The sequence below is a fragment of the Fictibacillus solisalsi genome, from assembly GCF_900103485.1.
GTDB lineage: Bacteria > Bacillota > Bacilli > Bacillales > Fictibacillaceae > Fictibacillus_C > Fictibacillus_C solisalsi.
Genome location: NZ_FNHW01000001.1, coordinates 972965 through 997867 on the forward strand (window position 1 = coordinate 972965; position 24903 = coordinate 997867).

The 24903-nt window shown below is 44.8% G+C and carries 28 protein-coding genes; all 28 read left to right on the top strand.

All coding sequences use genetic code 11. The annotated features are described in order from the left end of the window. Nucleotides 1–7 precede the first annotated feature (7 nt). Nucleotides 8–997, top strand: a complete 990-nt coding sequence (gene ftsY / locus BLT53_RS05080; RefSeq protein ID WP_090233229.1) for a signal recognition particle-docking protein FtsY — start codon at nucleotides 8–10, stop codon at nucleotides 995–997. A 408-nt stretch (nucleotides 998–1405) separates the two neighbouring features. Then, nucleotides 1406–1729, top strand: a complete 324-nt coding sequence (locus tag BLT53_RS05085; RefSeq protein WP_061969381.1) for a putative DNA-binding protein — start codon at nucleotides 1406–1408, stop codon at nucleotides 1727–1729. Nucleotides 1730–1743: 14 nt separating this feature from the next. Beyond that, a complete protein-coding gene (ffh, locus tag BLT53_RS05090; RefSeq protein ID WP_090233230.1) occupies nucleotides 1744–3087 on the top strand; it encodes a signal recognition particle protein in 1344 nt (447 codons plus the stop codon). 88 nt (nucleotides 3088–3175) lie between these two features. Next, the gene (gene rpsP / locus BLT53_RS05095; protein ID WP_061969385.1) at nucleotides 3176–3448 is read left to right on the top strand and encodes a 30S ribosomal protein S16; all 273 of its coding nucleotides are present in this window, start codon (nucleotides 3176–3178) and stop codon (nucleotides 3446–3448) included. A 14-nt stretch (nucleotides 3449–3462) separates the two neighbouring features. After that, the gene (locus BLT53_RS05100) at nucleotides 3463–3690 is read left to right on the top strand and encodes a KH domain-containing protein (protein WP_061969387.1); all 228 of its coding nucleotides are present in this window, start codon (nucleotides 3463–3465) and stop codon (nucleotides 3688–3690) included. A gap of 143 nt (nucleotides 3691–3833) precedes the next feature. Beyond that, nucleotides 3834–4349: a ribosome maturation factor RimM gene (gene rimM, locus BLT53_RS05105; protein WP_090233231.1), complete on the top strand. Its 516-nt coding sequence runs from the start codon at nucleotides 3834–3836 to the stop codon at nucleotides 4347–4349. 1 nt (nucleotide 4350) lies between these two features. After that, nucleotides 4351–5085 carry a tRNA (guanosine(37)-N1)-methyltransferase TrmD gene (trmD, locus tag BLT53_RS05110; protein WP_090233233.1) on the top strand — a complete coding sequence of 245 codons (735 nt, stop codon included), beginning with the start codon at nucleotides 4351–4353 and terminating at the stop codon, nucleotides 5083–5085. A 131-nt stretch (nucleotides 5086–5216) separates the two neighbouring features. Beyond that, nucleotides 5217–5561, top strand: coding sequence for a 50S ribosomal protein L19 (rplS, locus tag BLT53_RS05115; protein WP_061969393.1), 345 nt, complete (start codon nucleotides 5217–5219; stop codon nucleotides 5559–5561). An 83-nt stretch (nucleotides 5562–5644) separates the two neighbouring features. Next, nucleotides 5645–6184 (top strand): signal peptidase I, encoded by a 540-nt coding sequence (lepB, locus tag BLT53_RS05120; RefSeq protein WP_090233234.1) that lies wholly within the window; start codon nucleotides 5645–5647, stop codon nucleotides 6182–6184. A gap of 16 nt (nucleotides 6185–6200) precedes the next feature. Beyond that, the gene (gene ylqF, locus BLT53_RS05125) at nucleotides 6201–7055 is read left to right on the top strand and encodes a ribosome biogenesis GTPase YlqF (protein WP_090233236.1); all 855 of its coding nucleotides are present in this window, start codon (nucleotides 6201–6203) and stop codon (nucleotides 7053–7055) included. An 80-nt stretch (nucleotides 7056–7135) separates the two neighbouring features. Continuing rightward, on the top strand, nucleotides 7136–7918 hold the full coding sequence (locus BLT53_RS05130; RefSeq protein ID WP_090233237.1) for a ribonuclease HII: 783 nt from the start codon (nucleotides 7136–7138) through the stop codon (nucleotides 7916–7918). 60 nt (nucleotides 7919–7978) lie between these two features. Continuing rightward, on the top strand, nucleotides 7979–8158 hold the full coding sequence (locus BLT53_RS05135; protein WP_090233239.1) for a hypothetical protein: 180 nt from the start codon (nucleotides 7979–7981) through the stop codon (nucleotides 8156–8158). Between the two features lie 193 nt (nucleotides 8159–8351). Further along, nucleotides 8352–9512, top strand: coding sequence for an ADP-forming succinate--CoA ligase subunit beta (gene sucC / locus BLT53_RS05140; protein ID WP_090233241.1), 1161 nt, complete (start codon nucleotides 8352–8354; stop codon nucleotides 9510–9512). A 34-nt stretch (nucleotides 9513–9546) separates the two neighbouring features. Continuing rightward, a complete protein-coding gene (gene sucD / locus BLT53_RS05145) occupies nucleotides 9547–10461 on the top strand; it encodes a succinate--CoA ligase subunit alpha (protein ID WP_090233243.1) in 915 nt (304 codons plus the stop codon). A 62-nt stretch (nucleotides 10462–10523) separates the two neighbouring features. Then, nucleotides 10524–11399: a DNA-processing protein DprA gene (gene dprA, locus BLT53_RS05150; protein ID WP_090233245.1), complete on the top strand. Its 876-nt coding sequence runs from the start codon at nucleotides 10524–10526 to the stop codon at nucleotides 11397–11399. 135 nt (nucleotides 11400–11534) lie between these two features. After that, nucleotides 11535–13610 (top strand): type I DNA topoisomerase, encoded by a 2076-nt coding sequence (gene topA, locus BLT53_RS05155; RefSeq protein ID WP_090233246.1) that lies wholly within the window; start codon nucleotides 11535–11537, stop codon nucleotides 13608–13610. A gap of 18 nt (nucleotides 13611–13628) precedes the next feature. Continuing rightward, nucleotides 13629–14933, top strand: coding sequence for an FADH(2)-oxidizing methylenetetrahydrofolate--tRNA-(uracil(54)-C(5))-methyltransferase TrmFO (trmFO, locus tag BLT53_RS05160; protein ID WP_090233247.1), 1305 nt, complete (start codon nucleotides 13629–13631; stop codon nucleotides 14931–14933). 60 nt (nucleotides 14934–14993) lie between these two features. Continuing rightward, nucleotides 14994–15896: a tyrosine recombinase XerC gene (xerC, locus tag BLT53_RS05165; protein WP_280138793.1), complete on the top strand. Its 903-nt coding sequence runs from the start codon at nucleotides 14994–14996 to the stop codon at nucleotides 15894–15896. Between the two features lie 25 nt (nucleotides 15897–15921). Beyond that, nucleotides 15922–16464, top strand: a complete 543-nt coding sequence (gene hslV / locus BLT53_RS05170) for an ATP-dependent protease subunit HslV (protein ID WP_061969414.1) — start codon at nucleotides 15922–15924, stop codon at nucleotides 16462–16464. Nucleotides 16465–16481: 17 nt separating this feature from the next. Beyond that, nucleotides 16482–17876 carry an ATP-dependent protease ATPase subunit HslU gene (gene hslU, locus BLT53_RS05175; RefSeq protein WP_090233249.1) on the top strand — a complete coding sequence of 465 codons (1395 nt, stop codon included), beginning with the start codon at nucleotides 16482–16484 and terminating at the stop codon, nucleotides 17874–17876. A gap of 12 nt (nucleotides 17877–17888) precedes the next feature. Further along, nucleotides 17889–18668 (top strand): GTP-sensing pleiotropic transcriptional regulator CodY, encoded by a 780-nt coding sequence (gene codY / locus BLT53_RS05180; RefSeq protein ID WP_061969417.1) that lies wholly within the window; start codon nucleotides 17889–17891, stop codon nucleotides 18666–18668. 309 nt (nucleotides 18669–18977) lie between these two features. Then, a complete protein-coding gene (gene flgB / locus BLT53_RS05185) occupies nucleotides 18978–19361 on the top strand; it encodes a flagellar basal body rod protein FlgB (protein ID WP_170834240.1) in 384 nt (127 codons plus the stop codon). A 1-nt stretch (nucleotide 19362) separates the two neighbouring features. Next, the gene (gene flgC / locus BLT53_RS05190) at nucleotides 19363–19800 is read left to right on the top strand and encodes a flagellar basal body rod protein FlgC (RefSeq protein ID WP_090233250.1); all 438 of its coding nucleotides are present in this window, start codon (nucleotides 19363–19365) and stop codon (nucleotides 19798–19800) included. Nucleotides 19801–19809: 9 nt separating this feature from the next. Beyond that, on the top strand, nucleotides 19810–20112 hold the full coding sequence (fliE, locus tag BLT53_RS05195; protein WP_090233252.1) for a flagellar hook-basal body complex protein FliE: 303 nt from the start codon (nucleotides 19810–19812) through the stop codon (nucleotides 20110–20112). Nucleotides 20113–20223: 111 nt separating this feature from the next. After that, nucleotides 20224–21813, top strand: coding sequence for a flagellar basal-body MS-ring/collar protein FliF (fliF, locus tag BLT53_RS05200; RefSeq protein ID WP_090233253.1), 1590 nt, complete (start codon nucleotides 20224–20226; stop codon nucleotides 21811–21813). A 4-nt stretch (nucleotides 21814–21817) separates the two neighbouring features. Next, on the top strand, nucleotides 21818–22837 hold the full coding sequence (gene fliG, locus BLT53_RS05205; RefSeq protein ID WP_090233255.1) for a flagellar motor switch protein FliG: 1020 nt from the start codon (nucleotides 21818–21820) through the stop codon (nucleotides 22835–22837). After that, the gene (gene fliH, locus BLT53_RS05210; protein WP_170834241.1) at nucleotides 22830–23606 is read left to right on the top strand and encodes a flagellar assembly protein FliH; all 777 of its coding nucleotides are present in this window, start codon (nucleotides 22830–22832) and stop codon (nucleotides 23604–23606) included. Before fliG ends, fliH begins: the two co-directional genes overlap by 8 nt. Beyond that, complete coding sequence (gene fliI / locus BLT53_RS05215) at nucleotides 23590–24903, top strand: flagellar protein export ATPase FliI (protein ID WP_170834242.1); 1314 nt, start codon at nucleotides 23590–23592, stop codon at nucleotides 24901–24903. The genes fliH and fliI overlap by 17 nt, the downstream gene beginning before the upstream one ends.

The window sequence follows — 24903 nt, forward strand, 5'->3', positions numbered from 1 at the left end:
GGAAAGCATGAGCTTCTTAAAACGACTAAAAGAAAAATTCACCACACAATCCGATTCGGTATCTGAAAAATTCAAAAGCGGACTGGAAAAAACAAGAACTTCTTTTTCAACCCGGGTCAATGACCTGGTAAAACGCTACAGAAAAGTAGATGAGGAATTTTTTGAGGAGCTGGAGGAAATCTTGATTTCTGCCGATGTTGGTGTTCATACCGTTATGGAACTCATAGATCAGCTCAAAGATCTTTCCAGGACAAGAAACATCCAAAATACGGAGGATTTAAAATCGGCGATTTCCGAAACACTCGCCGGTATGCTCCATAAAGGTGATCAGGATGGTAAATTGAATCTGCAAACTGAAGGGATGTCTGTCATCCTGTTTGTCGGTGTTAATGGTGTGGGGAAAACGACTACCATCGGCAAGCTCGCCCACCAGTTGAAGCAGGAAGGGAAATCGGTTCTGCTTGCAGCGGGGGATACATTTAGGGCGGGAGCGATCGAACAGCTAGAGGTCTGGGGGCAGCGTGCTGGTGTAGATGTAATCAAGCACCAGGAAGGTTCTGATCCGGCCGCGGTGATCTATGACAGCTTAAAGGCAGCAAAATCGAGAAATGCCGATGTACTTCTCTGTGATACGGCGGGAAGGCTGCAAAACAAAGTAAACCTCATGAACGAACTTGAAAAAGTAAAACGAGTCATCGAGCGTGAAGTGCCGGGAGCACCACATGAAGTCTTGCTTGTTGTGGATGCCACCACTGGCCAAAATGCCATGAGCCAGGCGAAAACGTTCAGCCAGTCGACCAATGTAACAGGACTCGTCCTAACCAAGCTGGACGGAACGGCGAAGGGCGGAATTGTTCTTGGCATCCGGAACGAACTGGATATTCCCGTGAAATTTGTCGGCCTGGGAGAAAAAATTGATGACCTGCAGGCCTTTGATCCTGACCAATTTGTTTACGGATTATTTTCCGGCCTGGAGGATGAAGAAAAAGCGGAGTAATTCCGCTTTTTTTATTGTGACTGCACAAAATGAACCTAAATAAACCAATTTGTTAAGAGGCAACTTCGGCTTTTCGCAGTGATCCAGCTCCGGTGGCTAAAAGCTCTGTCGTTTCACTCTCTCACTACAACACAAAGAGCGTGTTGTTGTTCAGAGTTCCAACGTCTTTCGCTTTTGAACGGGCACCTCAGCTTTTCTTTGTGATCCAGCTTCGGCGCCCAGGGACTCGATCATTTCGGTCTTTGTCAGAAAACAAAAAGCGTTTTATGCCAAGGCCCTCCAATGCTTTTCGTCCCTGAACGGGCACCTCAGCTTTTCTTTGCTATCAAGAAAAAAACTTGACATTGGGCATCGATCAGTGTACTATAATTTAACGTAAAGGCTTTTCACTTAACAAGGGGTGTTGAAATGCTGGATAAGACAACGAGAATTAATTATTTGTTTGACTTTTATCAGTCATTGCTGACCCCAAAGCAAAAGAATTACATGGCTCTTTATTATCTGGATGACTTTTCTCTTGGAGAAATCGCTGAACAATATAATGTAAGCCGCCAGGCCGTTTATGATAATATTAAACGGACAGAGGCGATGCTTGAAGAGTACGAGGAAAAGCTCGGTTTATTTGCGAAATTTCAGGAACGCGATCAGTTACTTTCCAGATTAAAAGAACTGCTCGGAAATTCGTCTGATAAAGTTCTTGAGATCATTGATCGCCTTGAAAACATGGAATAGGAGGCGACAATACTATGGCATTTGAAGGATTGGCCGACCGGCTTCAGAACACCCTGCAGAAAATCAGGGGCAAGGGCAAGGTGACAGAAGCAGATGTAAAAGAAATGATGCGCGAAGTCCGTCTTGCGCTCCTTGAAGCCGATGTTAACTTCCGGGTTGTCAAAGATTTTATTAAACGGGTTACCGAACGCTCTGTGGGGCAGGAAGTGCTGAAGAGCCTGACTCCCGGGCAGCAGGTTGTAAAAGTTGTTCATGATGAGCTTACCACCCTGTTGGGCGGCGAGCAAAGCAAGATTGCAGTGAACAACCGGCCGCCAACTGTCATTATGATGGTTGGTTTGCAAGGGGCGGGTAAAACGACCACAACCGGAAAGCTTGCGAACCATCTTCGCAAGAAGCATAACCGCAAACCGCTTTTGGTCGCTGCCGATATTTATCGTCCAGCCGCGATTAAACAGCTGGAAACCGTGGGCGGGCAGCTGAATCTTCCTGTTTTTTCACTGGGGGATCAGGTAAGCCCGGTAGAGATTGCCAAACAGGCCATCGCCAAGGCGAAGGAAGAGCATCATGATTATGTAATCATTGATACGGCAGGACGACTGCATATCGATGAAGAACTGATGGATGAGCTTCAAAAGGTCAAAGAAATCTCAAACCCGAATGAAATTTTCCTAGTGGTGGATGCCATGACAGGGCAAGATGCAGTGAACGTAGCCGAGAGCTTTAACGAGCAGCTTGGGCTGACGGGCGTTGTACTGACCAAACTCGATGGCGATACCCGGGGCGGTGCCGCACTTTCCATCAAAGCGGTTACTGACCTTCCGATTAAATTTGTCGGTATGGGAGAAAAAATGGACGCTCTCGAGCCGTTCCATCCAGACAGAATGTCGTCGAGGATCCTTGGCATGGGTGATGTGCTGACGCTGATTGAAAAAGCACAAACGAATGTGGATGATGAAAAGGCAAAAGAACTGCAGAAAAAAATGCGGGACATGTCCTTTACTTTTGATGATTTTCTTGATCAGATGGGGCAGGTCAAAAGTCTGGGTCCGCTTGATGAGCTGCTCAGCATGATGCCGGGCGCCAACAAGATGAAAGGCTTAAAGAATGTTTCGATTGATGATAAACAAATCGGCCATGTCGAAGCGATTATTAAATCGATGACCAAGCTTGAAAGAGAGCAGCCGGAAATCATTAACGCTTCAAGGAGAAGAAGGATTGCCAAGGGCAGCGGCCGGACCGTACAGGAGGTTAACCGGCTGATTAAGCAGTTCGATGAAATGAAAAAGATGATGAAGCAGATGTCCGGCATGATGAAAGGCAAAAAGAAAGGCGGAATGAAATTTCCGTTTATGTAAGATTGGATGAATTTTCTGGTTTACAAAGCTGGAAGTTTATTATATTATATTGATTTGTGTGAACAATTTTCGGAGGTGTATTTTTACAATGGCAGTAAAAATTCGTTTAAAACGCATGGGGCAAAAGAAAGCTCCATTTTATCGTGTAGTAGTAGCAGATTCCCGCGCACCGCGTGATGGCCGCTTTATTGAAGAGATTGGTACTTACAATCCGGTTGCAAACCCTGCAGAAGTTAAAATCAACGAAGAGCAGGCTCTTAAATGGATGCTTGATGGCGCGAAGCCTTCAGACACTGTACGTAACCTTTTCTCTAACGCTGGACTAATGGAAAAGTATCACAACGCTAAATTACAAAAATAATGGGTGATGATATGATGACAGAGTTGATCGAAACGATTGTTAAGGCTCTTGTTGATCATCCAGAAGAAGTCAGCGTAAAAGAGGTAGAAGACGGGGAAAAGCTCGTTTATCAATTGACCGTTCACAGCTCGGACATGGGCAAGGTCATTGGTAAACAGGGCAGGGTGGCAAAAGCTATCCGCACCGTTGTCAACGCTGCAGGAACGAGTCAGAACAAGCGCATTTCACTTGAAATCGTATAGATTTGGGAATGCAGTATAACTTCTTAAGCTAAAAAGGGATGGGGGCAGCCTCACCCTTTTTTTCACTTTCAAAAAAATGATTATAGATTGCGATCATTCAGCCCACACTGTTAAAAAAAGAAGGGCGGCAAGGGTGGATAGAGATGACGAAATGGTTAAATGTTGGAAAAATCGTCAATACGCATGGTATACGTGGTGAAGTAAGGGTCATTTCCAGGACGGACTTCCCTGAAGAACGGTATAAAATTGGAAACACGCTTTATGTGGATAAAGGGGACGGCAACATGGTACCCGTGACCATTGCGGCTCACAGGGTTCATAAACAGTTTGATCTCCTGCAGTTTGAAGGTCACCCGAATATCAATGATGTGGAAAAATATAAAGGGCATCTTCTGAAGGTGTCTGCGGATGATTCCGTAGAAATGGAAGAAGGCGAGTTTTTTTATCATGATATCATCGGTTGTTCCGTCATTACGGATGAAGGAAAAGAACTCGGTAAAGTGAAGGAAATTCTTTCTCCGGGAGCAAATGATGTCTGGGTCGTCAAACAGAAGGATTTTGGTCCTGATCTCTTAATTCCATATATTCCTCCGGTGGTTAAATCGGTGGACATTGAAAACAAACAGGTTATTATTCATCTGATGGAAGGCCTGATTTAAAATGAGGATTGACGTTTTGTCGCTTTTTCCTGAGATGTTTGGCGGCGTGTTTGGTTCGTCCATTTTAAAAAAGACACAGGAAAAAGGGCTTGTGGAATATCATGTTACGGATTTCAGGGAGTACACTGAAAATAAGCACCGCCGGGTCGATGATTATCCGTATGGCGGCGGAGCAGGCATGGTGCTGACTCCTCAGCCGCTCTTTGATGCGGTGGAAGATGTGACCCAGAAGAGCGATGCTAAGCCAAGGGTGGTTCTTCTATGTCCTCAAGGAGAACGCTACACGCAAAAAAAAGCCGAAGAACTTTCTAAAGAAAAGCACTTGATTTTCGTCTGCGGGCATTATGAAGGTTATGATGAACGCATTCGGGAGAACCTGGTCACCGACGAAATCTCCATCGGCGATTTTGTGCTCACCGGTGGCGAACTGGGGGCGATGGTCATCATTGACAGCGTGACCCGGCTTTTGCCCGGCGCGCTCGGTAATGAAGAGTCGTCCGTTCGGGACTCGTACAGTTCGGGATTGCTTGAACATCCCCATTATACCCGGCCAGCCGACTTTAGGGGCATGAAGGTTCCGGATATCCTTCTTTCAGGCAACCATAAGCATATTGAAGAGTGGCGGACAAAGGAATCGCTGCGCCGCACATGGAAACGAAGGCCCGATCTCCTGCACTCTGCAGACTTGACAGAACAGGAAAAAAAGTGGTTGGAAGAGGTTAAAAAAGAGAAGTGAATTTTAGCAGAACCCCTTGCTTTTCATTTCTTTCATGTGATAAGATATATTTCGTGGCTTAGGCCAGTATTAAGGTGTTCCGCTGCTGATGAAAGCACGGCAAGAACGTCTGTCGGAAGGAGGCAATAACTATGCAACAGATTATTGCAGATCTAGCTAAAGAACAACTAAAATCGGATCTTCCTAAGTTCCGTTCTGGTGATACTGTTCGTGTACACGTAAAAGTTGTCGAGGGAACTCGTGAACGTATCCAGCTTTTTGAAGGTGTTGTGATCAAGAAGCGCGGAACTGGAATCAGCGAAACTTTCACTGTTCGTAAGATTTCTTACGGTGTGGGTGTAGAGCGTGTATTCCCTTTACATTCACCTAAGATCGCGAACCTTGAAGTCGTTCGACGCGGTAAAGTTCGTCGTGCTAAGCTTTACTACTTGCGTGCACTTCGCGGTAAAGCAGCGCGTATCAAAGAGATTCGCTAATTGCACTAAAAAGGAGCTTGACTCATCTCAAGCTCCTTTTTATATATCTAAATTAAATAAAAACCTGAATGTGAGGATGAAGTATGGCAAGTAAGAAAAAAGAATCTTGGGAATGGGTAAAAGCGCTGGTCGTTGCTTTGCTTCTTGCCGGCGTCGTCCGTTATTTTCTGTTTGCTCCCATTGTTGTCGATGGCGAGTCCATGATGCCTACGTTACATAACCGGGACAGGCTGGTAGTAAACAAGCTTGATAAACCGGAACGCTTTGACATTGTGGTGTTTAAGGCGACAGAAACGAAAGATTACATTAAGCGTGTGATTGGGTTGCCGGGAGATACAATAGAGTATAAGCATGACACGCTGTATGTCAATGGCAAGCCGATGAACGAAAAGTACCTTAAACCGTATAAAGAGCAAACAAAAGACGGAGACTTAACTTATGATTTCACTTTGTTTGAAGTTACAGGTAAGCAAACCGTTCCTAAAGGCCAGGTTTTCGTATTGGGCGACAATCGCCGTCACAGCAGTGACAGCCGGAATATCGGCACTGTGGACATGGATAAGATCATCGGAAAAGCCACTGTGCGATTTTGGCCGCTCAACGATATCGGCGTTGTAAAGTAGTAAAGTAGGTGTAGCAATGACCATTCAATGGTTTCCGGGCCATATGGCAAAAGCCAGGCGCGAAATAACAGAAAAACTAAAACTGATTGATGTTGTTTTTGAATTGGTGGATGCACGGGTGCCTTTGGCATCCCGCAATCCAATGATCGATGAAATTACTGCCGGGAAACCCCGTCTTTTGCTGCTCAATAAAGCAGACATGGCGGATCCTGAGGTAACTAGGCTTTGGGTTGAATATTTTCAAGGGAAAGGCCTTCCTGTCCTTGTGCTCAACTCCAAAACCGGACAGGGCATCAACAAGATTGAAGCCGCGGCAAAAGAGCTGGTAAAAGAAAAGTTTGATAAAATGAAGGCAAAAGGTATTATTAAGCCGAGAGCTGTGCGGGCATTAATCCTGGGCATCCCGAACGTAGGGAAATCCACCCTGATCAACCGCATGGCAGGAAAGAATATTGCCGTAACAGGAGATAAACCCGGTGTGACAAAGAAGCAGCAGTGGATCAAGGTAGGTTCCTCCCTTGAGCTGCTGGATACGCCAGGTATTCTATGGCCAAAATTTGAAGATCAGTCGATCGGACTTAAATTGGCGGTTACCGGTGCGATAAAAGAAACGCTGCTCGACTTTTCCGAGATTGTCTTATTCGCCTTAAATTATTACAAGGATCACTATCCGGAAAGGCTTCAGGAACGATATAACCTTGAAGAGATTCCGGAAGAAGCCATCCAACTCTTTGATGCAATCGGCAAAAAGCGTGGTTGTTTAATGAGCGGCGGACTCATCGACTATGAAAAAACGGCGGAAATCGTTCTGCGCGATATCCGGGCCGAGAAATTGGGAAGGCTCTCCTACGAGCGCCCTGTTCAAGTATAAAAGTAAAGGTGCGCATCCGCGTGCCTTTTTTTGTAATGAAAAACCAGAAGGGTGTTCAATTACATAGAAAGTGAAGGTTAATGATGAAGCTTACAATAAAAGAGATCGAAAATAAGCTGCTCGAACTGAAGGGGAGCGGCGAACGATTGCGGGGATTTTTGGAGGAACTCAAAAATGACGGCAGGGCAGGCGTGCAGAAGATCATCAACAGGCATGAAAAAGAGCTGAAGTCTGCGCATTTGCTTAAAGAGAAATATGAGGAGATGCTCATTTTTGAACGCGAATGGGGCAATCAGGGTAAAACCTTAATTGCCGGTGTGGATGAAGTCGGCAGGGGGCCGCTTGCCGGCCCCGTCGTTGCTGCTGCCGTTATTCTGGCTCCCGGCACATACATACCAGGAATCAACGACTCCAAAATGCTGAGTGAACAGCGGCGTGAAGAGTTGTACGAGAAGATTTTGAATCAGGCGGCTGCAGTTGGATTGGGGATTGTATCGGCGCCTGAAATCGATCAGATCAACATTTACCAGGCTTCAAAAAAAGCAATGGTGAAAGCAGTAAGGGCATTAAAGAAAGAGCCGGACCACCTTCTCATTGATGCCATGGAACTTCCCCTTCCCATCACTCAATCGAAAATTATCAAGGGTGATGCCAAAAGTGTATCCATCGCTGCAGCATCGATTGTGGCTAAAGTAACAAGAGACCGGTATATGAAAGAATTGCATGGGAAGTATCCGCAATATCTGTTTCATAAGAATATGGGCTACGGCACGAAGGAACATCTGAAAGCACTTGATGAGCATGGCCCGGTGGGAGAACATCGGCGCTCATTTTCGCCTGTGCAGCAGGGTACGCTGCTGTAGAGGGACAATTGCCTATTTTTTGGAGGATTGGATATCCTACAAGAAAAGGAGGCGATTGTGATGCCAAGAAGAAAATTACTTGTTCCCGGGATAGAATTGATGCTTGATCACTACCGCGAGGAAATCGGAGAAGAATTTGGAATCTACCGTCCCGTTTCAGAGCGTGATGCAATAATGAAAGAGTCGGAGAAAAGCAAAACGGATGACAAAGACAAAAAGGAAAAAAGCAGGCGTAAATAGCCTGCTTTTTGCATGCCCGTAAAATTTTCTTAGATGTCGGAAATAGTACATATTGTGTAGGAAATCGTGCGGTTTTCTGTCGAAAATAGGTGAATACGTTTGCATTTCTTTCGAAGAACAGTGGACAGTTCGGCTTCTATTATATAAAATGGTAAACGGTAGTTTAGTTTTAAAGATGATAGGAGGATGGAGAATGAATATCCACGAGTATCAAGGTAAAGAGGTACTAAGAAAGTACGGTGTGGCTGTTCCAAACGGTAAAGTAGCGTATTCCGTAGAAGAAGCAGTAGAAGCTGCAAAAGAATTAGGAAGCGCTGTAACTGTTGTTAAAGCACAAATCCATGCTGGCGGACGAGGAAAAGCTGGCGGTGTTAAAGTTGCTAAAAACCTTGATGAAGTTCGTACATATGCGGATGAAATTTTGGGGAAAGTGCTTGTTACACACCAAACAGGTCCTGAAGGCAAAGAAGTTAAGCGCTTGCTTATCGAAGAAGGCTGCGATATTAAGAAAGAATATTATATTGGCCTTGTTCTTGACCGCGCAACTTCAAGCGTTGTCATGATGGGTTCTGAAGAAGGCGGTACTGAAATTGAAGAGGTGGCTGAAAAGACACCAGAGAAAATCTTCAAGGAAGTCATTGACCCGGCAATCGGTCTTCAAGCGTTCCAGGCACGCCGCTTGGCATTCAACATCAATATTCCAAAAGAGCTTGTAAACAAGGCTGCAAAGTTCATGCTTGGCCTTTATAAGGCTTTTGTTGAAAAAGACTGCTCCATTGCAGAAATCAACCCGCTTGTTGTAACTGGCGATGGTAATGTAATGGCGCTTGATGCGAAATTAAACTTTGATTCCAATGCGCTTTACCGCCAAAAAGACATTCTGGCGTACCGTGATCTGGAAGAAGAAGATCAAAAAGAAATCGAAGCTTCCAAATATGACCTGAGCTACATTTCCCTTGATGGAAATATTGGCTGCATGGTTAACGGTGCAGGACTTGCGATGGCAACTATGGACATCATCAAGCACTACAACGGTGATCCTGCCAACTTCCTTGACGTTGGTGGCGGCGCAACCGCTGAAAAAGTAACAGAAGCGTTCAAGATCATCCTTTCGGACAAAAATGTAAAGGGTATTTTCGTTAACATTTTTGGCGGCATCATGAAGTGTGATGTTATTGCCAACGGTGTTGTGGAAGCAACCAAGCAAGTAGGTTTGAACCTTCCGCTTGTTGTTCGTCTTGAAGGAACAAACGTAGATCTAGGAAAGAAAATCCTTAACGAATCAGGATTGAATATTACTTCTGCAGATTCCATGGCAGACGGTGCGGAAAAAATCGTATCACTAGTAAAATAATTCCCGGAAATAAAGAAGAAGGGTGGAGAATTAGATGAGTATTTTTATCAATAAAGACACAAAGGTCATCGTGCAGGGGATTACAGGATCTGTAGGCCTATTCCATACCCAGCAAATGCTTGAGTATGGAACTAAAATTGTCGGCGGTGTAACACCAGGAAAAGGCGGTACTGAGGTAGAAGGACTCCCGGTATTTAACACAGTGGAAGAAGCTGTAAAAGCTACTGGAGCAACCGCTTCTGTAATTTACGTTCCACCGGCATTTGCTGCTGATTCTATTATCGAAGCGGTAGATGCAGAACTTGACCTTGCTATCTGTATCACAGAAGGTATTCCTGTTCTTGACATGGTAAATGTAAAGCGCTACATGCAAGGCAAGAAAACCCGTCTTGTCGGCCCGAACTGCCCGGGTGTTATCACACCGGAAGAATGCAAAATCGGTATTATGCCAGGATACATCCATAAAAAAGGACATGTTGGTGTAGTATCCCGTTCCGGAACATTGACGTACGAAGCTGTACATCAGTTAACACAGCGTGGTATCGGCCAGTCAACAGCTGTTGGCATCGGCGGAGATCCAGTTAACGGTACTGATTTCATCGATGTTCTTAAGGCATTTAACGAAGATGAAGATACGTATGCGGTTATCATGATTGGTGAAATTGGCGGAACAGCTGAAGAAGAGGCTGCTGAATGGGTAAAAGCCAACATGACAAAACCGGTTGTTGGATTCATTGGCGGTCAGACAGCACCTCCAGGAAAGCGCATGGGCCATGCTGGAGCAATTATTTCCGGCGGTAAAGGCACAGCTGCCGAAAAGATCAAAACAATGCAGGAGTGCGGTATTAAAGTCGCTGAGACACCATCTGTTATGGGTGAGACACTTGTTTCCGTTCTCGAAGAAAAAGGTCTCCTCGAATCCTGCACAACACACAAAGCGAATGTTTAATCAAAAAAGCTCCCTGATCTCAGGGAGCTTTTTTTAAAAAATATAGTTATTGGAGGAGACGTATGGACAGAGAACGGTTAATTCTTCTTCATCATTGCCGCGGCGCCGGATGGAAGACCATCCAGTCAATTTTAGCAGTCGATCCCGACTTGAAAAGCATTTTTCAGCTGACAAAGGCTGAACTCCGGGAGCAGTTCCGGATGAACCAGCGGAACAGCAATGATTTTTTGGAGGATATCCGAAATCTGTCGTATCGATCAATCAAACAAACATACGAGAAGCATAATATAAAAATACATACATATTTTGATAGTCATTATCCCGGTGCTCTCCGGTATATTTTTGATCCGCCGTGGGTGTTATACAGTGAAGGGAACACGGAAGCCTTATCGATGCCTCTTTCCATAAGTATAGTAGGAACGCGGCACCCCACAGGGGGCGGATTAAAAAGTCTTGAAAAGATCTTGAAACCGCTGCTGCACAAAGGGTGGATGACCGTCAGCGGGCTGGCCGCCGGGATTGACACACATGCCCATGAATTGACATTAACGCACGCAGGAAGTACCATTGCAGTACTTGGCTCCGGAATCGGCCAGGTTTACCCGAAGTCCAATATGGATCTCGCCCGCCGGATTACCAAAGGCGGATTGCTGTTGTCAGAATATCCATATCAGACTCCACCGAGAAGGTGGCAGTTTCCAGAGCGAAACCGGATTATAAGCGGGCTTACAAGGGGAACACTTGTGGTGGAAGCCCGAGAGCGAAGCGGTTCGCTCATCACTGCCGATCAGGCCATGGAACAGGGCAGAGAGGTATTTGCCGTTCCCGGATCCATTCTTGATGAGTGTGCAGCAGGCACAAACCGCCTGATTCAGCAAGGCGCCAAACTCGTGATGAAGGCTGAAGACATCCTTCATGAATTAAGTTTGGATTATTAGGTCAGAATGAAATATTAATCCCTGTTAATTGAATGATTTTCAAGAGCAATAATTGAAAACCGTTTGACAAATGATGAAAGTCTATTTAATAATAGGGAAGATTTGAATATACCCTTAGAGGGGGATGCACTGTAAATGGAAGAGTATTTAGTAATCGTTGAATCTCCCGCCAAAGCAAAGACGATAAAAAAATATTTGGGAAGCAAATATATCGTAAAGGCTTCGATGGGACATGTGAGGGATTTGCCCCGCAGCCAAATGGGAGTAGAGATAAGTGATAATTTTAATCCAAAATATATAACCATCCGGGGCAAAGGACCGGTTTTAAAAGAATTAAAGACAGCGGCCAAAAAGGTAAAAAAAATATTTCTCGCATCTGACCCCGACAGAGAAGGAGAAGCAATTGCCTGGCATCTGGCCCACAGCCTCGACATTGATCTGAATTCCGAGTGCCGTGTGGTATTTAATGAAATTACGAAGAATGCAATAAAAGATTCTTTTAAACGGCCAAGAAAGATCAATATGGATCTGGTGGATGCTCAGCAGGCCCGCCGCGTTTTGGACCGTCTTGTCGGTTACAAGATCAGCCCTTTATTATGGAAGAAAGTAAAAAAAGGGTTAAGCGCCGGCCGTGTCCAAACGGTAGCACTTCGGCTCATCGTGGAACGCGAAAAAGAAATCAAAGCGTTTGTTCCTGAAGAATACTGGAAAATCAAGGCATCATTTTCTTATGGTAAAGAAGAATTCGAAGCCGGTTTTTATGGAGTTGACGGCAAAAAAAGGGAACTGGCGAATGAAGAGGAAGTAAAGGAAGTTCTCAGCAAGTTAAAAGGAAATACGTTTTCTATAGCTTCTGTTCAAAAGAAGGAACGAAAACGGAACCCTGCTCCTCCTTTCATCACGTCATCTCTGCAGCAGGAAGCTGCCCGGAAACTGAACTTCAGGGCGAAGAAAACAATGATGCTCGCACAGCAGCTCTATGAGGGAATCGACCTCGGCAAGGAGGGAACTGTAGGTTTGATCACCTACATGAGAACGGATTCCACCCGTATTTCCGATCTGGCAAAAGAAGAAGCACAATCCTTCATTACTGAAGAATACGGCAAGGAATTTGTTAACCAGGTGAACCGCGGGGAAAAGAAGCCGGGGAAAAATGCTCAGGATGCCCATGAAGCCATCAGGCCATCCTCTGCCTCGAAACATCCGAAAGAGCTGAAAGAATACTTGAGCCGTGATCAGCTTCGTTTGTACCGTTTGATATGGGAGCGTTTTATCGCAAGCCAAATGTCCTCCGCTGTTCTTGATACCATGACTGTGGACCTTGAAAATGAAGGTGTAATCTTTCGTGCGAATGGATCTAAAGTAAAGTTTCCAGGATTCATGAAAGTGTACATTGAAGGAAATGATGATGGAAAGAAAGATGAAGATCGTCTGCTGCCAGACCTCGAGGAAGGCAAAACTGCTAAAAAGAAAGAAATAGAGCCTACCCAGCATTTTACGCAGCCGCCGCCAAGATACAGTGAGGCAAGGCTTGTCCGGACGATGGAGGAACTTGGAATCGGGCGTCCGTCCACCTATGCACCGACACTTGATACCATTCAAAAACGCGGGTATGTCATGCTCGACGACAAGAAGTTCCAGCCGACAGAGCTTGGTGAAGTAGTCCTAGAGCTGACGCTTGAGTTCTTTTCTGAAGTCTTTAACGTTGAATTTACCGCGCAAATGGAAAACGATCTGGATGAAATCGAAGATGGGGAAAAGCATTGGAACGAAGTCATCGATGAATTTTATAAAAGCTTTGAAAAACAGCTTGTTGTTGCAGAAGAGGAAATGAAGGAAGTAGAAATAAAAGATGAGCCTGCCGGTGAGGACTGTGAATTATGCGGACATGAAATGGTCTATAAAATGGGCCGGTATGGTAAATTTATGGCTTGTTCCAACTTTCCGGAATGCCGAAACACCAAGCCGATTGTAAAAGATACGGGAGTCGAATGCCCGGAATGCCACCAGGGGACTATCGTGGAGAGAAAAAGCAAGAAACGCCGGATTTTTTATGGATGCAGCCGCTATCCGGATTGCGAATTCGTTTCATGGGATAAACCGGTAGGAAGAACGTGCCCGAAATGCGGCAAGATGCTTGTTGAAAAGAAAACGAAAAAAGGCAAAGTTGTACAGTGTATTTCTTGTGATTACGCTGAGGAGCAAGGTTAAAGGGGAGTATTAAGCAGGATGAAAGATTATGTGAACGTAATCGGCGCCGGGCTTGCAGGAAGTGAAGCAGCCTGGCAGATCGCCAAGCGAGGAATAAAGGTTCATCTGTACGAGATGAGACCAAAAAAACAAACACCAGCACATCATACGGATAAATTTGCTGAACTGGTGTGCAGCAATTCCCTTCGTTCCAACACATTGACCAATGCGGTAGGTGTGCTGAAGGAAGAGATGAGAAAACTGGATTCTGTCATCATTGCGTCAGCTGATGACTGTTCGGTTCCAGCGGGCGGTGCTCTTGCCGTTGACCGTCATGAATTCGCGGCTCTTGTTACCGATCGCGTAAAAAATCATCCAAACGTAACGGTGTTTGAAGAAGAAGTAACAAGCATACCTGAAGGCCCGACCATCATTGCTACAGGGCCGCTGACTTCGAAAGAGCTTTCAGATTCCCTGAAAGCACTCACCTCGGAAGATTATCTGTATTTTTATGATGCAGCGGCTCCTATCCTTGATGTGGAGAGCATTGACATGGACAAGGTTTACTTAAAGTCCCGCTATGACAAAGGGGAGGCGGCTTATCTGAACTGTCCGATGACAGAAGAAGAATTTGACCGTTTTTATGAAGCGCTCATTGCTGCTGAAACGGTGCCTCTCAAGGAATTTGAGAAAGAAATTTTCTTTGAGGGCTGCATGCCGATAGAGGTCATGGGAGCGAGAGGAAAAAAAACCATGTTGTTTGGCCCGCTTAAACCGGTAGGTCTTGAAGACCCGAAAACCGGGAAACAGCCATATGCAGTTGTCCAGTTAAGACAGGATAACAGTGCGGGTACGTTATATAATATAGTAGGTTTTCAAACGCATCTGAAATGGGGACCGCAAAAAGAAGTGATTCAGCTCATTCCGGGGCTTGAAAAAGCAGAAATCGTCCGGTATGGAGTGATGCACAGAAATACGTTCATCAACTCTCCAAATCTCCTGAAAAAGACGTATCAGTTTAAAGACAGAGAAGACTTGTTCTTTGCCGGTCAAATGACGGGTGTGGAAGGCTATGTGGAAAGTGCGGCCTCCGGTCTGATTGCAGGGATCAATGCTGCCCGTTTGATGGAAGACAAGGAATTACTGGAGTTTCCTCAGGAAACGGCAATCGGAAGCATGGCACACTACATTACGACCGCCAATTCAAAGAACTTCCAGCCGATGAATGCCAACTTTGGCTTGCTGCCTACCCTTGAAACGCGAATTAGGAATAAAAAGGAACGTTATGAAGCTTTAGCTGGCAGAGCGCTGGAAACAATTCAGAATTTTATAACAAAATTGTGAACTTGCTTGTTATTGCCCCTGATCTGTGATAAGATTTAGGGGCTTTGTGAGGTGTGATAAGTGGATTTAAATGACCGCTATTTGAAGATGTTTATCGAGTATTTGCAAATAGAAAAAAATAGTTCACATCATACAACGGAAAACTACGAAAAAGCTATTTTGCATTTTAAGTCGTTTATGAAACAGCAAGCAATCGAAGGATTCGCTGCTGTTTCTTATCTTTTGGTGAGACATTATTTGACGTGGCTTCATGAACAGTCGTACTCCCGAAGGACTGTTGCCAAGAAAATATCGTCTCTCCGAAGCTTTTATCGTTTTCTAAACCGGGAAAAGATTGTTGAACATAACCCGTTTGCTTTGGCTTCCCTCCCAAAAAAGGGCCAGAGCATTCCGCATTTTATCTACGAGGAAGAGTTGGCTGAGCTTTTTCATGTGAGTGATCTGTCCACTCCGCTTGGCCAGCGAAACCAGGCGATACTGGAACTTTTGTATGGCACAGGAATCCGGGTCAGTGAATGCTGCCAAATCCAGCTTGAGGACCTTGATTTTTATATTGAAACGGTTCTTATCAAAGGAAAAGGCAGAAAAGAACGGTACGTACCGCTGGGCAGTTATGCGATTGAAGCACTCAGCCGATATATAGAAGAAGGCAGAAAGGAATTGTCAGAGAAAGCGGGCCAACCTGCAAAAACGCTTTTTCTTAACTATAAAGGCGGTCCCTTAACCCCCCGAGGTGTAAGAACGATTTTAAACCGCCTGATTGAGCAGACCACACTGACCGTACATATCAGCCCCCATGTACTGCGCCATACGTTTGCTACCCACCTTCTGAACGAAGGCGCCGATATGAGGGCCGTACAGGAGCTACTTGGGCATTCGCATCTGTCATCCACACAGATTTATACTCATGTCACAAAAGATCATTTAAAAAAAATTTATAATAACACGCATCCTCGTGCATAAATGAGAATAAGGAGGGATTTTTCTTATGACACAAACATTTCATGCAACGACGATTTTTGCCGTCCATCACAATGGGAAATTTGCGATGTCTGGAGACGGGCAGGTCACAATGGGAAATGCAGTTGTAATGAAGCATACTGCTAAAAAGGTCCGCAGGCTTTTCGGGGGAAAAGTACTTGCCGGATTTGCCGGATCGGTGGCAGATGCCTTTACATTATACGAAAAATTCGAAGCTAAGCTCGAGGAATTCAGCGGAAACCTGGCACGGGCCAGTGTTGAGCTTGCCAAAGAATGGCGCACGGATCAGGTATTAAGAAAACTTGAAGCCATGCTGATTGTGATGAACAACGAAAGCCTCCTGCTCATTTCAGGAACAGGCGAAGTGATTGAGCCGGATGATGGCATTCTGGCTATCGGTTCGGGCGGAAATTATGCGCTTGCTGCAGGAAGAGCGCTAAAAAGGAATGCTCCCCATCTTTCCGCTGCTGAAATTGCCAGAGCCGCTCTGGAAATTGCCGGAGAGATCTGTGTTTATACCAATAACCAAATTATTCTTGAAGAGCTGTAGAAGGGGCGTGGGAAGAGATGAATACTCAGTTAACTCCAAGGCAAATCGTCGAAAAGCTGGATCAATACATTGTGGGTCAGAAGGATGCCAAAAAGGCGGTCGCCGTTGCGCTTAGAAACCGGTACCGCAGAGCGCTGCTTGACGAAAAACTGAGAGATGAAATTTCACCTAAAAATATTCTCATGATCGGGCCAACCGGTGTTGGGAAAACCGAAATTGCCCGCAGACTCGCAAAGCTTGTGAATGCACCGTTCATCAAGGTGGAGGCCACCAAGTTCACCGAAGTAGGATATGTGGGCAGGGATGTAGAATCCATGGTCAGGGATCTGGTTGAAACATCCATCCGCCTCGTTAAAGAACAAAGAATGCATGAAGTGAAAGACAAAGCCGAGGAAAACGCCAATAAAAGGCTTGTTGAACTGCTCGTTCCCGGCAAGCAAAAAGAAAGCAGCTACAAAAATCCGCTTGAAATGTTTTTTGGTTCAGGTAACGGTCAGTCACAAACATCTAATGATAGTGAAGAAGACCAATCCATTACCCAGCAGCGGCGGCAAATGGCCCATAAGCTGGCGATGGGCGAACTCGAAAATCATCTGGTAACCGTAGAGGTTGAGGAACAAAATCATTCCATGATGGATATGTTCCAGGGGGCAGGACTTGACCAGCTCGGTTTGAACATGCAGGATATGCTGGGCGGCCTTGTCCCAAAGAAAAAGAAAAAGCGCAAGCTGCCAGTTTCAGAGGCCAGAAAGGTTCTTACCCAGGATGAAGCGGCAAAATTGATTGATATGGATGAAGTAACAAGTGATGCGGTTTACAAAACGGAGCAAACAGGTATTATATTCATAGATGAAATTGATAAAATCGCAGGAAAAAATCAAAATACTGCCGATGTATCCAGGGAAGGTGTGCAGCGAGACATTCTTCCCATTGTGGAAGGATCAACTGTGATGACCAAATACGGTTCCATTAAAACGGACCATATTCTGTTTATCTCAGCAGGTGCGTTTCATATGGCAAAACCATCTGATCTGATTCCCGAGCTGCAGGGCCGTTTTCCCATCCGGGTAGAACTCGAGAAACTTTCGGTGGAAGATTTTACGAGAATCCTTATTGAACCGGATAACGCCCTTTTAAAACAATATAAGGCATTGCTTGCAACAGAAGGTATAAATCTTGAATTTTCTGACGAAGCTATTTCTAAGATTGCAAGTATAGCCTTTCAGGTCAACCAGGAAACAGATAACATTGGAGCACGAAGACTTCACACCATCTTAGAGCGCTTGCTTGAAGACTTGTCCTTTGAGGCACCGGATGTTACGATGAATGCGATAAAAATCACACCAGAGTATGTAGAAGAAAAACTTGCGTCTATCGCAAAGAATAAGGATTTAAGCCAGTACATTCTGTAGGAGGAAAATGAAATGAATTTATTAGAAAAAACAAGAAAGCTGAACGCGATGCTGCAACAGTCTGGCGGAAAGCCCGTTAATTTTAAAGAAATGGCGGAAACGCTAAGGGATGTAATTGAAGCAAATATCTTTGTTGTCAGCAGAAGAGGCAAGCTTCTTGGTATTTCCTTGAAACAGGAAATAGAAAACGAGCGTATGAAAAAAATGCTGGAAGAACGTCAATTTCCTTCCGAGTATACCAAAGGACTATTTAATGTGACTGAAACATCGTCCAATCTGGATATTGCCAGTGAATATACAGCATTTCCAGTTGAAAACAAAGAATTGTTTTCTTCTGGCCTGACAACTATCGTACCGATCATCGGGGGAGGAGAGCGTCTTGGGACTTTGATCCTTTCCCGGCTCACGGACTCGTTCAACGATGATGATCTTCTGTTGGCCGAATACGGTGCAACGGTTGTTGGAATGGAAATTCTGCGTGAAAAAGCGGAAGAGATTGAAGAAGAAGCGAGAAATAAAGCCGTCGTGCAAATGGCGATCAGCTCCCTTTCATACAGTGAGCTTGAAGCAATCGAGCATATTTTTGAGGAACTTGAGGGAAATGAAGGACTGCTCGTAGCCAGTAAAATCGCGGACAGAGTAGGGATTACCCGTTCAGTAATCGTCAATGCTCTCCGTAAGCTTGAGAGTGCCGGTGTCATCGAATCCCGCTCTCTAGGAATGAAGGGTACGTATATTAAAGTGCTTAACGATAAATTCCTTCTTGAACTATCCAAATTAAAAACGAGCTAAAAAGCTCAAAAGAATAGGTCATTCTGCCTCGTGGGCAGGATGGCCTTTTTTTCATGGATAATAAAGGATTGTGTCGAAATTTGAAGAAGAATAACAGGTAAAAAGATATAGTCCATTCACTCTATGAAAGGGTTTTAGTAAAAAAACATCGGGAATAAAGACCTATTAAATATTTAGGTCTTTATATCGAAAAAAGTCGATTTAGGAAAAAATACATAGACACTTTTTGGTTTTATCACTTAAAATATGTAAGAACGGTAAGATTTGGCACTCTTTTAAAATAATAGTAGTAAAAAAGAGGGGATTTAAATGTTTTCAAGTCCTGTTTTTCAAATGCTGGAAAGAAGCCTCGATGGCACGGCATTAAAGCAAAAAGCGATTTCAGATAATATAGCTAATATCAACACACCCAACTACAAAGCGAAAAATGTCGAATTTCATACCAAGCTTCAGGAGAGCCTGCAGGCCTTTCGTACTGAAAGCAGACATCTCGACTTCAGTTCGGGAACGAAGTCTGGTTTTTCTGTGAAACGAAGCAACAGTACCCAGATCAATAACAATGGCAATAATGTGGATTTAGACGAACAAATGGCCGAACTTGCAAAAAATCAAATCATGAACCAGGCGCTTGTACAGCAACTGAACGGGAAATTCAATTCTATTGAAATGGTGATTAAAGGAGGAAGAGCGTAAGATGGGGATGTTTACGGCATTAAATAATTCAGCCTCAGCTTTAACGGCACAGCGCCTGAAAATGGATGTGACGTCATCAAATATTGCCAATGCGGATTCCACACGCGGAACCATGATAAACGGCAAGTGGGAGCCCTACCGAAGAAAAATGGTGGTCACCAGCCCGAACGAAAACTCATTTAAGTCCCTGTTTCAATCGGCAAAAGGAGTAGGGGGAGTAAAGATTAATGGCATCGTCGAAGATAAAACGCCGTTTAAAACGGTCTACCAGCCGGATCATCCAGATGCCGATGCTGATGGATACGTTCGGCTGCCAAACGTGGACCCTTTAAAAGAAATGGTTGATTTGGTCAGCACCACGCGATCTTATGAAGCGAATGTAACCGCTCTTAATGCGGCAAAAGGAATCTATTTAAAATCACTAGAAATTGGAAGATAGGAGATACATATGAGCTCATTTACTATTTCTTCACCTGTCCATTTGGCAAAAGCCGCTTATCCGGCACAAAAACAAAGCCCCGCAGCAGCAGAGCAGTCATTTTCAACAATGCTCGGGGAAATGCTTAAGAATGTTAATGATTCACAGCGGGCCTCAAACCAGGCAACAGAGCAGCTGGTAACAGGAAAAACAACAGACCTGCATCAAGCAATGATTGCTGCAGAGAAAGCCAGTCTAACCTTGCAAACTACATTGGAAATCAGAAATAAGGTAGTTGAAGCTTATCAGGAAGTGATGAGAACACAACTATAGGATTCATTATAAATATAATTCGAAGAGTTATCCTTGTTTGTAGGGGTAGGTTGTTCGTTTTTTTTTGAAAAGCATAGAAGGGTCCTTCATAGAAGTTAATCGGGGGAAAGTATGATTGATAAATTGAAACACGCCATGACGAGCATGTATACAACGTTTAAAGAGAAAACGAAAAAACAAAAAATCATTCTTATAGGTTCGATAGTGTTTGTAATTTTTGTGGCTTCATTTTTAGCCACCTTTCTGTTAAAGCCACGACTGGTTCCTTTGTATTCGAATCTTTCCCCTGAAGAAGCAGGGCAGATAAAAGAAAGTCTGGATTCAAAAGGAATCACTTCTGAGCTTACCAACGGGGGCCAGGTCATTTCAGTGCCAGAAGATGTGGTGGATCAGTTGAAAGTGGATCTTGCTGCTGAGGGTATTCCGAAAAGTGGAAGCATCGATTACTCCTACTTCGGTGAAAATAAAGGCTTTGGCATGACAGACAATGAATTTAATGTGATCGAAAAAGAAGCTACACAAACCGAAATTGAGAAGCTGATAAAAAGCATCAACGGTATTCAAGAGGCAAGTGTAATGATTACCACTCCTGACAAAAGCATATGGGTGGCCGATGAAAAAGCCGCCTCTTCTGCATCGGTCGTTCTTACCCTTAAGCCAGGCTACAAACTTGACCAAAGCCAAGTACAGTCCCTTTATCATTTGGTTTCCAAAAGTATACCTGATCTGCCGGTTGAAAATATTGTGATTTCCGACCAGTACTCAAATACTTTTTCTTTGGACCAGGCGGGAACAAATTCAAACATGTCGGCCTATGAAGAACAGCGTCAAATCAAGCAGGATATAGAAAAAGACCTGCAGCAGAGGGTCCAGCAAATGCTGGGCGCAATCGTGGGACCTGACAAAGTGGTTGCTACGGTGACCGCTGATGTTGATTTTACAAAAGAAAAATCAGAACAAAAACTTGTCGAGCCGGTAGACAAAGAAAAAATGGAAGGCATCAAAATAAGTGCTGAAAAGGTAAAAGAGACGTATAGCGGAACGGGTGCACAAGCCGGTGGTGTGGATAATACTGGGGAAAGTGATATCCCAACGTATCAGAGCGGCGATAGTAATGGCAATGGAGACTATGAAAAAACGGAAGACCGGATTAATTATGAAGTCAACAGAATCAAAAATGAAATTGTAAAAAGTCCTTATGAAGTAAAAGACCTCGGAATTCAAGTGATGGTTGAACCTCCAAAACCAGATGATCCATCTTCTCTTCCCCAGGGAACGCTGGATGATATTGAAAAGATGCTTGGAAATATCGTGCGTACTAGCATTTCGAAAGAGACTTCTCAAGATCTTAACCAGCAGCAGATTGACAACAAAATTTTTGTTTCCGCCAAGCCGTTCAATGGAAAACAGCAAACCACAGCACCGGCGAAGGCAGGCCTTCCAATGTGGATCTATATAGCCGGCGGATTATTGGTCGCGGTGATTCTTGTTCTGGCCATCCTTCTCATCAGGAGAAAAAATACAGATGAAGAGTTGGATGCGGGAGATTACCTCACCGATGAAACATTCTATAACGTGCCGGAAGTGAAAATGGCTCTCGATGCTGAAGAGAATACTAGAAAAGAGCAGATCGAAAAAATGGCAAAAGACAAGCCGGAGGAATTTGCAAAACTGCTCCGTACATGGCTTTCGGAAGAATAGGAGGATGGCTGTGGCTAAGAGTGTTAAAGAATTAAGTGGAAAAGAAAAGGCGGCCATGCTGATGATTTCTATGGGCCCTGATGCAGCGGCGCAAATTTACAAACACCTGCATGAAGACGAAATTGAGCGTCTGACTCTTCAGATCTCTCAGATCAGAAAAGTGGATGCAGAGGTGAAGGAGGTCATTCTGGAACAGTTTCATCACCTGGCTCTTGCTCAGAATTATATTTCACAGGGTGGCATCGGCTATGCCAAAACAGTATTAGAAAAAGCGGTAGGGAAATCAGAAGCGATGGATATTATTAACAGGCTCACCTCGACTCTTCAAGTCAGGCCGTTTGACTTTGCACGAAGAGCTGATCCGGGACAAATTTTAAACTTTATTCAAAATGAACATCCGCAAACGATCGCCCTGATCCTTTCTTACCTTGACGCTGGGCAAGCAGGGCAAATTCTTTCAGAATTGCCTCAGGACATGCAGGGCGATGTTGCAAGAAGGATTGCGGTGATGGACCGTACGTCTCCAGAGATTATCAGCGAGGTGGAACAAATTCTTGAGCAAAAGCTGTCGGCAACCGTAAGCAATGATTTCACACAGGCTGGCGGGGTGGAATCGGTGGTTGATGTGCTTAACGGCGTGGACAGGGCAACTGAGAAAACCATTCTCGATGCCCTCGAAATTCAGGATCCAGAGCTCGCTGAGGAAATCAAGAAACGAATGTTTGTGTTTGAGGATGTCGTCAGTCTCGACAATCGGGCCATTCAGCGAATCATCAGAGAAGTGCCTAATGAAGACATGCTGCTTGCCTTGAAAGCGGCCAGTGAAGAAGTAAAAGAAGTCTTATTTAACAATATGTCGCAGAGAATGGCTGAAAATTATAAAGAAGAAATGGAATTTATGGGGCCAGTGAGGCTTCGTGATGTGGAAGAGGCTCAGTCGAGAATTGTCGGTCTGATCCGCAAGCTTGAGGACGCAGGTGAGATTGTGATCGCAAGAGGCGGGGGAGATGATATCGTTGTCTAGGATCATAAAGTCTTCCCTTGCTTTACAAAAGGAAATCAACCGTAAAATAGAAATTCAGCATGTAATGCCAAAAACCGGGAAGCGTGAAGAACGTTCTTGCCAGCCTGATGCCCGCAGCGAAGCGGATGCCCTTTTGAAAGAAACTGAAAGAAAGTATCAGGAAGCCAAGAAAAAAATGGAACAGGAACGGCTACAGCATGAAGGATTTCTTTTAAGAAGTAAAGAGGAATGGCAGCAGCAGGTAATTGCTGAGAGGGAAAACGCCCGTCAAACAGGGTATCAGGAAGGATTTTCAGCCGGTGAAATGGAAGGCCGGGAAAGTTATGAAAATTTGTTGACCATGGCAAAAGCAACGGTTGACCGATCCAAAGAGGACTATCTCCGCTATTTGGAAAGTGCGGAGCCGATGATCATTGAACTGGCCAGCAAAATGGCTAGAAAACTTGTGGGAGATGTGCTGACCGAAAATCCAGAAGCCTGGAAAGACCTTATTAAAAGATTGCTGAATGAAGTAAGGGAATATCCAGACGTTAAACTGTATGTCCACCCCAATTGGTATGAGGCCACACAAAATGCCAAACAAGAGATTCAGCAGGTTTTGATGCATTCGGCTACCTTGTTCATTTATCCTGACTTTGAGTTAAACGAAAATAATTGTGTGGTGGAATTTCCGTTCGGCAAAATAGAAGCCGGACTGGACAGCCAATTAAATGAACTGAAGAAAAAACTGATCGAAACGCTGGGTGAGTACCATGCTGAACATAAATAAACTGAATCAGATCATCGACCGGCTGGATACGTATAAACGATATGGAAAAGTAACACAGGTGGTTGGGCTCATGATTGAATCAAGAGGACCGCAGGCATCGATCGGAGACATGTGCTATATCCATGCAGGAAACGGTCAAAAGATCAAAGCCGAAGTGGTGGGATTCAAGGAAGAAAATGTGCTGTTAATGCCTTTCACGGCAATACAATCGATTCGTGCAGGGAGTCTGGTGGAGGCCACTCACCGGCCAATGCAAATTAAAGCCGGACACGCACTTATAGGCCAAGTACTCGACGGGCTCGGCAACCCGCTCGACGGCAGTCCCGCTCCAAAGGGGCTGAGCCCTTTTCCGACCGAAAATGAACCGCCCAATCCCATGAGGCGGCCGAGGATCAAGGAAAGCATAGACCTTGGCATCCGCTCAATTGACAGTCTGCTGACTGTAGGAAAAGGACAGAGAGTAGGTATTTTTGCCGGAAGCGGTGTGGGTAAATCCACCCTGATGGGTATGGTCGCTCGAAACTCAACAGCAGATTTAAACGTTATTGCCTTGATTGGAGAGCGGGGCCGCGAGGTGATGGACTTTATTGAAAAGGACCTGGGGGAAGAGGGGCTGAGAAAATCGGTTGTTGTGGTTGCCACCTCGGACCAGCCGGCGCTGATGCGGATAAAAGGGGCGCTAACGGCCACGGCGATCGCAGAATATTTTAGAAATCAGGGGAAAGACGTCATGCTGATGATGGATTCTGTTACCCGTTTCGCGATGGCCCAGCGCGAAATAGGGCTGGCTGTAGGAGAACCGCCGACCACAAAAGGCTATACGCCCTCCGTTTTTGCACTATTGCCAAAATTGCTTGAACGGTCGGGCACCGATGTGCAAGGTTCGATTACGGCCTTTTACACTGTGCTTGTGGACGGAGATGATATGAATGAACCCATATCCGACACTGTACGGGGAATTTTGGACGGCCATTTTGTTCTTGACCGGAATCTGGCGAACAAAGGTCAGTTTCCTGCCATCAACGTGCTGAAAAGTATTAGCCGGGTCATGAATGACATTGTGGATGACAGCCACAAAAAGGCTGCTCAAAAGTTTCGGGATCTGCTCGCTGTTTATACCGATGCGGAAGACCTTATAGCCATCGGTGCATACAAGAGAGGTTCTTCAAGGAAAATTGACGAGGCGATTGATTTCCATCCTGGCATCCTGTCCTTTTTAAAACAGGATGTAGAAGAGAAAGTTTCTTTTTATGATTCGATCTACAGATTGATGAGCGAGTTTGGAGGAGAACAGTAA